The organism is Alphaproteobacteria bacterium, assembly GCA_016870095.1.
Lineage (GTDB): Bacteria > Pseudomonadota > Alphaproteobacteria > Paracaedibacterales > VGCI01 > VGCI01.
Window position 1 is genome coordinate 147490 of the sequence record VGCI01000002.1, and the last position, 13471, is coordinate 160960.

12 protein-coding genes are annotated in these 13471 nt (G+C 41.4%); 6 read left to right on the plus strand and 6 right to left on the minus strand.

The features are described 5' to 3' along the window. Positions 1–163: 163 nt before the first annotated feature. Positions 164–571 (plus strand): hypothetical protein, encoded by a 408-nt coding sequence (locus FJX03_02225; protein ID MBM3632512.1) that lies wholly within the window; start codon positions 164–166, stop codon positions 569–571. Between the two features lie 60 nt (positions 572–631). Here the strand turns inward: FJX03_02225 and FJX03_02230 are convergent, their stop codons facing one another. The 4 genes from FJX03_02230 to pgeF all read right to left on the minus strand — a co-directional run bounded on the left by FJX03_02230 (position 632) and on the right by pgeF (position 3860). Further along, complete coding sequence (locus FJX03_02230) at positions 632–1213, minus strand: aminoacyl-tRNA hydrolase (GenBank protein ID MBM3632513.1); 582 nt, start codon at positions 1211–1213, stop codon at positions 632–634. Between the two features lie 15 nt (positions 1214–1228). After that, positions 1229–1882 (minus strand): 50S ribosomal protein L25/general stress protein Ctc, encoded by a 654-nt coding sequence (locus tag FJX03_02235; protein MBM3632514.1) that lies wholly within the window; start codon positions 1880–1882, stop codon positions 1229–1231. A 100-nt stretch (positions 1883–1982) separates the two neighbouring features. Continuing rightward, positions 1983–2954, minus strand: coding sequence for a ribose-phosphate pyrophosphokinase (locus FJX03_02240; protein ID MBM3632515.1), 972 nt, complete (start codon positions 2952–2954; stop codon positions 1983–1985). Positions 2955–3104: 150 nt separating this feature from the next. Next, positions 3105–3860, minus strand: a complete 756-nt coding sequence (pgeF, locus tag FJX03_02245; GenBank protein MBM3632516.1) for a peptidoglycan editing factor PgeF — start codon at positions 3858–3860, stop codon at positions 3105–3107. Between the two features lie 152 nt (positions 3861–4012). On the opposite strand from pgeF, the gene FJX03_02250 reads away from it, so the two are divergent. The 5 genes from FJX03_02250 (at position 4013) to FJX03_02270 (ending at position 10941) form a co-directional block, all read left to right on the plus strand. Then, positions 4013–5551 (plus strand): efflux transporter outer membrane subunit, encoded by a 1539-nt coding sequence (locus FJX03_02250; protein MBM3632517.1) that lies wholly within the window; start codon positions 4013–4015, stop codon positions 5549–5551. Between the two features lie 83 nt (positions 5552–5634). Continuing rightward, positions 5635–6732: an efflux RND transporter periplasmic adaptor subunit gene (locus tag FJX03_02255; protein ID MBM3632518.1), complete on the plus strand. Its 1098-nt coding sequence runs from the start codon at positions 5635–5637 to the stop codon at positions 6730–6732. Positions 6733–6748: 16 nt separating this feature from the next. Then, positions 6749–9796 carry a multidrug efflux protein gene (locus tag FJX03_02260; GenBank protein MBM3632519.1) on the plus strand — a complete coding sequence of 1016 codons (3048 nt, stop codon included), beginning with the start codon at positions 6749–6751 and terminating at the stop codon, positions 9794–9796. A gap of 77 nt (positions 9797–9873) precedes the next feature. Further along, on the plus strand, positions 9874–10248 hold the full coding sequence (locus tag FJX03_02265) for a hypothetical protein (GenBank protein MBM3632520.1): 375 nt from the start codon (positions 9874–9876) through the stop codon (positions 10246–10248). Positions 10249–10470: 222 nt separating this feature from the next. Continuing rightward, the gene (locus FJX03_02270; protein ID MBM3632521.1) at positions 10471–10941 is read left to right on the plus strand and encodes a flavin reductase family protein; all 471 of its coding nucleotides are present in this window, start codon (positions 10471–10473) and stop codon (positions 10939–10941) included. Between the two features lie 19 nt (positions 10942–10960). Here the strand turns inward: FJX03_02270 and pgsA are convergent, their stop codons facing one another. Together pgsA and uvrC are read right to left on the minus strand one after the other, a co-directional pair. Next, positions 10961–11578, minus strand: coding sequence for a CDP-diacylglycerol--glycerol-3-phosphate 3-phosphatidyltransferase (pgsA, locus tag FJX03_02275; protein ID MBM3632522.1), 618 nt, complete (start codon positions 11576–11578; stop codon positions 10961–10963). A 24-nt stretch (positions 11579–11602) separates the two neighbouring features. Then, entirely contained in the window at positions 11603–13462 is a 1860-nt protein-coding gene (uvrC, locus tag FJX03_02280) for an excinuclease ABC subunit UvrC (protein MBM3632523.1), read from the minus strand. Between the last annotated feature and the right edge of the window lie 9 nt (positions 13463–13471).

Here is a 13471-nt window from a genome sequence, read left to right on the forward strand (position 1 = left end):
TTTTTAGTTTTTTTAAAAATAATAAGCATTTCTGCAGATTTTTTGGATATTAGATAAATTTTAATTTAAATATGTGAAAAAATGTGTTGTATTTTTTTTTATTTTTGATGCTATGCTATCAATTGTGAAGTTTAGCGTTATTTATCAACAGGAGACTATTGCAATGACCATTAAGTTACCACTAATATTAAGTACAATGCTTGCTGCTTTTGCCATTTCAGGTACATATGCTAGCGAAGCTTCAACAACACCAGCACCAGACGCTGCAGCCCCTGCTATGGAAGCAACTCCGACTGCTGCAACCACAGGTGCATCAGCACCTACAGCTAAAAAGGGTAAAAAAGCTCCCACCGCTGAAGCAACGACTGGTGAACCGAAAAAGAAGCATTACCGTAAACACCGTCATCACCATCATGGTGGCTCAGGACATTATCCAAACAAATGGGATGCACCATGGGATTACATTCAACAAGGTGTCTCCTCAGAAACATACGGATGCTCTGGTGATACCCCCACAGACAGCAGCCCGAAAATGCCAATACCTGAAGTCCCAGGTCAAAAGACTCCATAATAATTTTGGAATCAATAAAAGCGGGGATTATCCCCGCTTTTTTTATGGGCTCAATCTGCTTTATCGCCTTAAATTTTCAGCGATCTTCGTTAACCATATACCCGGATCAGAACCGAAAAGACTCATGATTTCATCACAAATGGCCGAAAGAAGACGTGTCAACCAATTTTCATCTGCCTTGGAAAAATTACTCAAAACATAATGAGCAACTTTATCCTCCTGACCTGGAGAGCGACCCGGATGGCCAATTCCCAAACGTACGCGCCAATAATCTTGACTAATATGTTGATCTAGACTTTTTAATCCATTATGTCCACCATGACCGCCGCCAATTTTAACCTTAATTTGACCAGGTTCTAAATCCAAATCATCATGCATGACATAAACTTGGTTGGGAGACACTTTGTAAAATCGAAGAAGATCGCCAACAGCTTGACCCGATAAATTCATGTAGGTGATAGGTTTACATAAGATTACTTTGTTGTCTCCAATGGTTCCTTCCGAAACCATTGCAGAAAATTTTATTTTAAAAGGAGGAAAGTTATAAGCCGACGCAATGACGTCAACGGCCATAAAGCCAATGTTGTGCCGGTTGAGAACATATTTGTCTCCTGGATTTCCCAGACCAACCAGCACATACATCAATAATAATGCGCTTTAGGACGCAGATCCAGAAGAACCGCCGCCTGCCGGAGCACTTGTGCCGCCAGCCGTAGCAACGTCCGCTGGTTTCTCTTCTTCCATCACAGTTGGAGCCACAATCGTTGCAATCGTATTATCCCGCTCTGGATGGGCAGCCACAACATCTGATGGCAAAGCCAAAGTATCCAAATGAATGGTCTGGTTGATATCACAACCGCTCAAATCAACAACCAATTTTTCTGGAATAGAATGGGCTGGACAAATCAGTTCAAGGTTATGATGCACAATGTTTAAAACGCCGCCACGTTTAATTCCTGGGGCTTTATCATCATTAATAAAAGTGACAGGAACAAATACGTGAACTTTAGCACCTTTGCTAACACGCATAAAATCTACATGAATAGGGCGGTCTGTAACTGGATGAAATTGAACAGCTTTTGCCAAAACTTCCTGTTCCTTACCATCTAAAGCAACAGAATAAAGACGGCTAAAAAAACCAGGTTGCAAACATTCTGTCATCAATACTTTTGGATCCATAGCAATCATTTCTGGTTCTTTTTTATTACCATAAATAATACCCGGTACCATTCCAGATGTTCGAACGGCTCGAGCCCCGCCTGTCCCAGACAGTGTCCGCGGAGATGCATTAAGTGTTATTGCTGTGCTCATGAGAAAAACTCCCTCAAAATTTGGCTATTAAAAAAAAATACCTTTCCCCGTGTATACATGACTCTAATCAGAAAAGCAAGATCGACATCAAGAGAAGCGCTTACTTTTGAGGACTTTTTCTTAACTTTGCATCTTCCCAATCAAACAAACTAGAAACGGACTGGTCATGCGCAATTCGATAAATGGCTTCTCCTAATAGAGCAGCCACGGAGATAATCTCAATTTTTGGTGCCAGAAGCGTTTCAGGTAAGGGCTGAATGGTATCGCAAATGACCAAACGTCTTAAAGCTGATTGCTCAATCTTTTCCAAGGCTTTGCCTGATAAAACCCCATGAGAGACGTAAGCATCAACATCTTTTGCTCCCGCTGATTTCAACGATTCAGCTGCTTGACATAGTGTCCCTGCAGAATCAACCATGTCATCGATGAGAATACATAACCGACCCTTCACATCCCCTATGAGATTTAAGACTTCAGAGGCTCCTGGAACCGTGCGACGCTTATCAATAATAGCCATATCAGCGCCCAAATGTTGAGCTACAATGCGTGCTCGCACCAATCCGCCAACATCGGGGGAGACGATAACAACAGTGTTTTCTTGACCATAACGAGTTTGAATATTTTGGCAAAATATTGGGGCCACTGATAAATTATCTGTAGGAATATCAAAGAAACCTTGTATTTGACTTGAATGCCACTCAACTGTCAGAACACGATTTGCTCCGGCGACGGTCAAAAGATTCGCAACCAGTTTTGCCGAAATGGGGCTGCGAGAGGATGTTTTGCGATCCTGACGCCCATAACCATAATAAGGAACAACAGCTGTAATTGAACGAGCAGATCCTCGACGCAATGCATCGAGAGTGATTAATAACTCCATTAGGGTATCGTTTGTAGGGCATGATGTGGGTTGAATGACAAACATATCTTGTCCACGAACACTTTCTTGGACTTCAACAAAGACTTCCCGATCAGCATATCGTTGAATCGAAGCTTGGACTAAGGGTACTTTCAGATAGTCTGCAACGGCTTTTCCCAAGGGGAGATTACTATTGCAAGATAAGATTTTCATTCGCTTTAATTCCTCCAAGGACCAATAACTCCCTAATTCTTATAGAATTAAAGAGTTTAAAGATTTAATATTCTATCTAAACCATAAAAGATAAATAAAACAACATGAAATGGTTTGTTAGCAAAATATAGTTCCACTAACTATTTAACCCTAATTCTTTATTCCAATACCTGACAAGCTACACCCAAAATTGGCTTCCCCTAAAATTGTCTTACGACGAAAACTAAAGAAACGATCTGCATCTGCATAGGTATTTGCAAGAGCCGGCATGATCTGGGAGATACCCGCCCCTGAAAGTCGTTTCATGACGAACCCGGGAAGATCAAATTGCCAATGATGGGGACGATAACCGGGTTTGAAAAAGGAAGGCTCATCCCTTAAATTTTCATAGAACTCCTGACTAACTTCATAATCATCTTGCCAAATACACGGCCCTAAAGCTGCTATAATATCGTGACCACCCAAATCTTTCATCTGTTGAACCGTCGCCTCTATAATTTCTCCCACTGCCCCTCGCCAACCTGCGTGAACAGCGGCAACAATATCTCCCCGCATTGTGGAGAGTAAAACCGGCACGCAATCGGCAGTTAAAACAGAGATTAACAAACCCGGAGTTGTTGTTACCAAGGCATCAGCTTCGGGTAGATTTTCTAAAAATGGTTGATTGACAACCAAAACTTTAGAGGAATGAATTTGCCGAACTGTTATTAAATTCTCCCCTTTAAACCCCAGTGATTCGCATACCCGACGCCTATTTTCCTCAACATGTTCAAGACTATCTCCTTTTTCACGGGCAGTATTAAGTGTTTTGAAATCCCCTTGGCTTACGCCACCTTTACGGGTAAAAAACCCGTGACGAACACCTTGTACATTTGATAAAAGAGAAGCTTTTAGATACGGAACCATCAATGTCACCTATGATCTATTCTGATTTATTTATAAAGGATTCTAAAAAAAACGAATAGTACAGATTTTATTTAATCGCCCTGATTAAAAATTTAATAAAATTTTTTCGTTTTGCCGTTGTTTTCCTTAAAAATCCATTCTAACCTAAATGAATGTATAATAGAGGATTAGAAACATTGTCACGACAATATATATTTCTTTTTGTAATAATATTTTGCGTGACTTTGCTAGGTTGCGAAGTAGGACCTGATTATCAATACCCCGAACCTCCAAAGACTAAAGCCTATACCTCTATGCCTTTACCCATGAAAAGTGGGGAGGTCAAGAAAGGAGAAGAAAAAAGCCAAGAATTTGTTATTCTAGATCATATCAGTCGCCAATGGTGGATTCTCTTCAAGAGTGAAAAGTTAAACCAATTAATTCGCCAGGGCCTTCTCAGGAATCCTTCTCTCCAAGCCGCACAAGCCGCCTTAAGACAAGCTGAAGAAAATTTAAATGCGGGTATAGGAGGGCTCTTACCTAATGTGAATGCTCAAATCGGAGCAACACGACAAAAAGAATCGGCTACTGCCTTTGGGCTCAGTTCATCACCCAGCACCTTTAATCTTTATAATGCTTCTCTAAATGTATCTTTCCAACCCGACATATTTGGGGCATTGCGCCGTCAAGTGGAAGCGTTAGGGGCAGTTGTTGACAACAAACGTTTTGAACTTGAGGCAACTTACCTCACACTCACTGCAAATATTGTTACAATGGCCATCCGGGAAGCCTCTTTACGTTCTCAAATACAAGTCACGCAAGACCTAATTCGGGCACAAGAAAAGCAACTTCAGATCCTTCAGACTCAATTTAAAGCGGGAAGTGTTTCTGAAATTGAAGTTTTGACACAAGAAACCTTAGTTAATCAAACAAAAGCAACCTTGCCCCCCTTGGCCACTTCATTGGCACAAACACGTCATACTTTAGCTACGCTTATAGGTGATTTACCCACTGAAGCGGATATCCCGTCTTTGTATCTTACCGATATCCATTTACCAGCTGAGCTCCCTTTGACCGTCCCTTCATCCCTCATTCGCCACCGACCCGATATTAAAGCTGCCGAAGCCCTCCTTCGCGAAGCCAATGCTCAAATTGGTATTGCTCAAGGCAATATGTTTCCTCAATTAACCTTAACCGGCAGTGTCGGAGACATCAGCAACAAGTATCATAATCTCTTTACCAGTAGCTCCAACGTTTGGAGTATTGCCTCTCAGCTGCTTCAACCGATTTTCCAAGGAGGAACTTTGCTGGCCAAAGAAAAAGCAGCTTCCGCTGGTTACGACAAGATGTTTGCTCAATATCGGCAAACGGTTTTGCATGCTTTTCAGGAAGTTGCGGATGTTTTACACGCTCTTGTGGAAGATGCAAATCGCTGCAAATTCCTCGCGAAAGCAGAAAAATCAGCTCGGCACTCCCTAACAATATCCCAAAAGCAATATCAACTGGGGGCCATAGCTTTTTCCACTCTCCTGACGGCAGAACGATATTACCTCCAAACTTCCATAAGTCGCATTCAAGCTGAGGCCGCACGCTATGCAGATACAGCCGCTCTATTTCAAGCGTTAGGCGGAGACTGTTTTGCTCTTGAGCTAGAACAACAAACTCAAGAGATAAATTCCGAAAAATCAGCCTCTAAGGAGAATGCATCGTGAAGCGAGACACAGTAAAAAAAATTGTATCTTCTGCCAAGAGGACTTGGCATAAAAAATTAGTCCCCAACAAAACTCATCTTCGTATGGCCCAAATGATCCTTTTTGTTGTTCTCCTCTTTGGAGGAATATTTGGATACAAATTTATCAAGATTTTCTTCACTACCCACCAAATGCCCCCGCCCATCAGCGTTTCCTCCACTTTTGTTAAAACAGAAGAATGGCAGTCAAAGATTCGCTCTGTGGGGACATTGCAGGCCATCCAGGGGGTGGATATTACAACGGAGCTTCCGGGAAAAGTGAGGAAAATTCATTTGACGTCCGGAGGACGTGTCAACGCTGACGACATCCTTGTTGAACTCAATACTGATGCTGAAATTGCGCAGAGGGACTCACTACGAGCCATTGTTGAGCTTGCAGAAATTACCTACACGCGCGATAAATCACAATTTGCAGCTGGTGCGATTAGCCAAGCAACTTTAGATTTTGACAGAACAGATCTTGAGAACAAAAAAGGTCAACTTGCTCAACAAGAAGCCATTCTTGCAAAAAAAATCATTCGCGCGCCCTTTGCTGGAATTTTGGGAATTTCAGCTGTTAATCTGGGTCAATATCTCAATACAGGCGATAAAATTATTACCCTTCAGTCATTAGACCCCATTTATGTAGATTTTTCTCTCCCTCAACAAGCTATTGGTTCCATAAAAGTTGGTCAAAAAGTGACCCTTAAAATTGATGCTTACGGCGAAAAACTTTTTGAGGGAGAAATAACTTCTCTTGACACAAAGGTGGATGCGACAACACGTAATATTCAAATTGAAGCCACCATTCCCAACCCTGATTCTAAGCTTTATCCGGGTATGTTTGGAGAAATAGAAGTCTACACAGGTACATCTCGCAATGCCCTCGTTTTGCCTAAAATGGCCATAAGTTTCAATCCATTTGGGGAAATTGTCTATGTTATTCAACAATCAACCAAAGATAAAGGTCGATTAAGTGTTAAACAAACTTTCGTCACTGTGGGTGAAAGTCGAGACAATCAAACCGTAATTTTAAAAGGGATAAAAGAGGGAGATCAGGTTGTGACAGCCGGTCAATTAAAGTTGAAAAATGGAACAGTTGTCAGAATTAATAACTCTATACAGCCCGACACAAACATAGCGCCCGAACCCATAGATGAATAAATAGGATGTGTCGAAAATGAGTTTTACAGATATCTTTATCCGACGCCCTGTTCTCGCAACGGTCGTAAGCCTTCTCATCCTTGTTTTGGGAGCACGTTCGTTGGGGCTTTTACCGGTTCGACAATTCCCATTCACACAAAATGCCGTTGTAACGGTGACAACGGCCTACACGGGTGCGAATCCAGAATTGATTGCTGGATTTATCACAACACCTCTTGAATTTTCGATTGCACAAGCCAATGGTATCGATTACATGACCTCATCGAGCACGCAAGGATTAAGCACGATTCAAGTTAATTTACGTCTTAATTACGATCCTCAAAAAGCTCTAACAGAGATTAATGCCAAAATAAATGCCGTTCTCAACCAACTGCCCAAATCTGCGCTTCAACCCACCATTACGGTCGCGATTGGAGATGTGTTAGATGCAATGTATATCGGATTTTATAGCGATATTTTATCTCGCAATAAGATTACAGATTACATAAACCGTATTGTACAACCCAAACTACAAGCCGTTAAGGATGTACAATATGCTGAAATTTTAGGCGACAGACAGTTTGCTTTACGTGCCTGGTTAGATCCCGTAAAAATGGCTGCTTTTGGCATAACACCAAAAGATATTTCCACGGCATTAGCTGCCAATAATTTTATTGCAGCTGCAGGACGTACGGATGGACAAATGGTAACCATGAATTTGAGTGTCGAAACTGGACTCAGTTCAGTCGAGGAATTCCGCGCCCTCGTTGTAAAATCTCAAAACGATACAATCGTTCGTTTAAGTGATGTTGCAAAAGTTTCCTTGGGGGCACAACAATACGATTCAAATGTCCGTTTTGATGGTCGAGATGCTGTTTACGTTGGCATACAAGTCGCCCCAAATGCAAATATTCTAACCGTTGTTAACGACATTCGCAAAATTTTTCCCACCATTCAAGAACAGCTGCCAGAAGGCTTGAAGGGACAAATTGTTTATGATTCAACCTTGTTCGTCAACAGCTCTATTCATGAAGTCGAAAAATCTCTTTTTGAAGCCATGGTTATTGTTACACTCGTCGTTCTTCTGTTTCTAGGCAATATACGGTCTGTCTTAATCCCTGTTGTAACCATTCCGCTCTCCTTGATCGGCACATTTTTTCTCATGTTGTTATGCGGCTTTTCTGTAAATATTTTGACTCTTCTGGCTTTCGTACTGGGTATTGGTCTTGTGGTTGATGATGCTATTATTATTGTTGAAAATGTTCATCGTCATATGGAAGAAGGCAAGTCACGCCTTGAAGCCTCTTTCTTAGGGGCAAGAGAACTTGCCAATCCCATTATCGCCATTTCTGTGGTTCTTATTGCCGTTTATCTTCCTATTGGATTTATGGGTGGACTCACAGGAGCGCTTTTTACTGAATTTGCCTTCACGCTCGCTGGAGCCGTTGCCATTTCTGCGATGATCGCTTTAACGCTTTCGCCCATGATGTGCTCTAAGCTTCTGAAGCATTCTGGTCAGAATCTACTCATCACTGTTATTAATACACAATTTGACAAATTACAAAATCTCTACAAAAAATCCTTACAGGAAGTCTTAAATTACTTGCCTGTTGTCGGTGTTTTTGCCTGTGCCGTATTTACCAGTATTTACTTTTTATATATCACTTCAAAAAGTGAATTAGCCCCTCGAGAAGATCAAGGGATTATTATTTCCATGCTCACGACCTCTCCCAATGCGACTCTCAAACAAACTGGATTATATACCAATGAAAATTATAATATTTTTAAAAAATTCCCCGAAACAGATCATATTTTTCAATTCGATGGAAGAGGCGCTTTGAATTTGGGCTTTTCAGGAATGGTATTGAAACCTTGGGACCAACGGTCCCGAACTGCAGATCAAATTCAGCCTCTATTGCAAGAGCAATTAAACGAGATTACCGGCGGTATTGTTGCCGCTTTTCAACGCTCACCCCTGCCGGGTGCTGGGCGGGGTCTTCCCCTTCAATTCGTTGTTGAAACAACCCAACCTTACGATCAACTCGATATAGTTGCGCAAAACCTCAAAGACCAAGCCATGCAAACAGGTATGTTTGCCTTCCTAGACTCAGATCTAAAAATTGATAAAGCTCAAACTACAATTTCTATTGATCGTGATAAATCTTCTCTTCTGGGAATAGACATGCAATCCATCGGCGGTGAGCTTCAAGTTGCCCTCAGCGAGGGCTATGTAAATTATTTCTATTTAGATGGAAGATCTTATCAAGTTATTCCTCAAGTCAAACAGGGGGAGCGTTTAAATTCTGAGCAGATCTTGAACTATTATATTCGAACCGCAAAAGGAGGACTTGTGCCCTTATCAACAGTGGCCAGTCTCAAGACAAAAGTTGTGCCGGAATCGATTAATCATTTTCAACAATTGAATGCAGCCACAATATCAGGAGTGGTTTTTCCTTGGATAACCCTAGGACAGGCCCTTGATGCTATGAAAAAAATTGCCAAAGAAAACCTGCCCGCGGGCTATAGCGTAGATTATGGGGGAGAGTCGCGACAATATGAGCAAGAGAACTCAGCACTTTTGCTCACATTTTTCTTTGCGCTTATTATCATTTTTCTTTCTCTTGCTGCTTTATTTGAAAGCTTTCGTGATCCCATCATCGTCTTAATCAGTGTACCCATGTCGATCTGTGGAGCCATGATTTTTATCAGTCTGGGTGTCGGAGGTGCTAGTTTAAATATCTATACAGAAGTTGGACTCGTCACTTTAATTGGCCTAATCAGTAAGCATGGTATTTTAATTGTCCAATTTGCCAATGATCTTCAACGGGAAGGAAAGACAAAAAGAGAAGCTATCGAAATGTCTGCCAATATTCGGTTAAGACCCATTCTTATGACAACAGCTGCCATGGTTTTAGGCGTTATCCCTCTTATCACAGCAACGGGCGCAGGGGCCATGAGTCGCTATAATATTGGCTTAGTGATTGCTTCCGGCATTTCCATTGGTACCCTTTTCACCTTATTCGTTGTTCCAGCGATGTATATGGTTTTAGCCGACTCTTTTGAAAAAAATTCCCCTAGCCAATGATTTTTAATTAAATTTTAATCATCATCTCCTTAAGCTTGTACTGTCAGATATATAAACAAAGATTACGGGAGATTCTTATGAAAAATAAATTACTTACATCATCATTTCTAGCACTAACTTCTACAGTAGCTTTAGGCGTATTGCCAACATTTGCAGTAAGTACAATGGCACCCCCACCACCTCCTCCCCCATTGCCAGGCAAAGCAGCAGCGTCAACTTCATGCACAAGCTCAGTCCTAGAGAAAAAGCTAAATGAACAACGCAAAGTTGGGAACATTGTTCTAAAGGGAAGCGTAAGAGATATAGCCGAAGATATGGCAAAAGATGGAACAGCAAAGCCTCTAGCAGAGAAGCCTGCAACAACAGCAGCCGCAAAACCCAAAAGACCAGGTGCAAATCCTTTGATGATGAACGAACTACAAGACAAGCTTAAGAAAAAAGCAGCTGCATAAAGATTTGAGCTTGAAGCAATAGATTCAATGGATTTTGTTGCTTTAAATCACTTTACAAATTTTAGGGTAAGCTTTTCTATCAAGTTGAGCTTCCCTAACTATTTCCTTTATCCAAAACAATTTTTAAATGACAAATCATGTAAAAGTTAAGATTAATTTTGGCACAAGATTCTTCAAGAATGCTAAAGTCTTTTAAGAGATAGATATTGAAGAAGATCGACAATGAGTATTCCAGAAAATGACTTTCGCAAAATTATGGGACGTTTCACAACGGGGGTAGCCATCGTCACCACACAACACCACGGGAAACCTGTGGGGGTAACCATTAATACGTTGACTTCTGTTTCCTTAACTCCCCCCCTTATCCTTTTTTGTTTGGGCAAAAAACGCGTTGTTTTTCCAGCTATTTTTGAAAGTACCCATTACGCCATCCATATTTTATCCTCTCAACAAGAGCATTTGTGTCATGCTTTTTCTCGTCCATCCGTTGATCCTTGGAAAGATTTGGTTTACGAGTTCAGTAAAGTTGGCTGCCCTTTACTTGCTGGTTCATTGGGAATTCTTCATTGTCGCCGTGAAGCAACCTATGAGGGCGGAGATCACACTATATTCTTAAACTACGTGGAAGATATCCAAAAAGATAATGGGGCAATTGGGAAACCGTTAATATATTTCCAAGGAAGTATCTTCTGAATAAAATAAGATGTCTATGTTATAGATGTCTTAGACTGGACTTCAAATAAGCATATCCTGTTATCAGTGTTAAAACAGCAGCTATCCACAAAAGGCCTTCACCAATAAGGTTTACCGCATTCCCAAAAGGAGATATATCTCCAATTAAGAGCAGGGAAATTGCCGCCATTTGGGCAGCAGTTTTCCATTTTGTCAACGTTGTAACGGGCATTTGGACTTGCAAATCACTTAAAAATTCTCTCAGACCCGAGACCAGAATCTCCCGACATAAAATAATAATTGCCGGCAGAAAAGACACAGGGCGAATTCGCCCAAATCCCACAAGCATTAACAAAGTTGATGCCACCAGTAGCTTATCCGCAATAGGATCTAAAAACTGACCCAAACGGCTTGTTTGCGACCAAAGACGCGCAACGTATCCATCTAAAAAATCTGTAAAGCACGCGCTAATAAACGCAAGAGTTGCGACCCACCGCCCTATATGATTGTCTGTATAAAAAGCCGCCATAATAATAGGAATTAAGGCCATACGACTCAACGTCAAAAGATTCGGAATACTGGGGAGTGAATTAGGGTCCCCATCGTCTTTTGAAAATTCAGTCACAAGTCTCTCTTTTTTAAGGTTGTTTTGAGTCATTTGCATTCTCAATCAATTATAATATTACTTATCATGAAAGTACGCATAGATTTTTTTTGCAACAAATTTATTTATCCCTTCAACAAGTTGTAAATCTTGAATAGTGGCTACTGCAACTCCACGTACCGATCCAAAATGGTTCAGGAGAGCTTTTTTCCGTGCAGGACCAATACCCGGAATTTCATCAAGTTTTGACTGAATGAGACTTTTCGCTCTTTTGGCACGATGGGTTCCAATGGCGAACCGATGCGCCTCATCTCGTAGTCGTTGTAAGAAATGCATCAACGGATCATTTTCTGAAAGGGTAAAATTGTCGCGCCCTTTTTGAAAAAATCTCTCTTTTCCAGCATTTCTTTCCGGTCCTTTGGCAATCCCCACAACTGTAATACCGTCCACATCCAATTCTTGAATAACTTTTAAAGCAACATTAAGTTGACCTTGTCCCCCATCAATCAGGATCAAATCAGGAAGTACCCAGTTCTTTTCATCTGCCCGAGCAAAACGTCGGTACAAGACCTCACGCATCATTTCATAATCATCGCCCCCTTGTGCTGGCGCGGGAGATCGAATCGCAAATTTCCGGTAGGATTTCTTTTCAAATCCTTGAGATGTTGCCACAACCATCACCCCATAGGGATGCGTTCCTTGCAAATGACTGTTATCATAAATCTCAATGCGCTCTGGTCTTTTGGGCATTAAGAAGGTAATTGCCATTTGATCCATAAGTGCTTCAAACGTTGCCATTTGAGCAAATTTTCGACTTAAAGCCCCTTTTGCATTGCTCAAGGCATGCTCCACAAGTTCCAACTTAGCACCCGATTTCGGAACCTCCCAAGAAGAGCGACTTCCAAACTGCTCCTGTAGCGCATCACGAATAAGGGATAGTTCTGTGGGCTTGTGACTCAATAATATTGTTGGAGCGGGAGCTCGATCTTGGTAAAATTGAGTTAAAAAAGCAGCCATTTGATCTTCAAGGGAAGAATCTGCTATGTGAGCCAAGAAAAAGGAAGTGGTTCCCAAATTACGTCCCTGGCGAAAGAAGAAAATTTGCATACACGTTTGGCCTCCTTCTCCTACCGCAGCAATTACATCCGCATCACGAATTTTGGCTATATTGATTCGTTGATGGGCCTGAATGCGCGTTAAAAGACGCAATCGATCACGATATTGAGCTGCCTCTTCATAAGCAAGTAATTGACTGGCCTCATTCATGCGTTTGGCCAAATAATCTTGGATGGTGGTTGTTTTCCCGTTTAAAAAAGCCGATGCTTCCTTAACGAGAAGTGCATAATCCTCTTGAGAAATGTTATTTACGCAAGGAGCACTGCAGCGCTTGATGTGAAACTGAAGACAGGGACGTGTTCTTTTTTCAAAAAAACTATCACTACAATTGCGTATTAGAAAAACCTTTTGCAGAAGTATCATCGTTTCCTCAACAGCCAGTACTGATGCAAAGGGTCCAAAATATTTTCCTTTAGTATGGTGAGGACCGCGGTGCTTTTCTAAGCGGGGATAGGAATGATCCTTTGTAATGAGAATGTAGGGAAAGGATTTATCATCCTTCAATAAAATATTGTAGTGAGGCTGCAACTTCTTAATTAAGTTACTTTCCAATAATAAAGCTTCTATCTCTGTATAGGTTGTGACAATTTCAAGAGCCACAGTCTCAGAAACCATACGTTGAAGACGATGGGGCAGTTTTGGAGCAAACGTATATGATACCACACGCTTTTTAAGATCCTTCGCTTTCCCTACATAGACAACTTCGTCTCGGGCATTAATCATGCGATAAACGCCCGGTCCGTTCGGCAATGTCATAACAACTTGCCGAATCGTTTCAATTCCTTTTTGCAAAGAGGCTGCGAGGGGTGTGGAAGTTGTCATGATTATTGA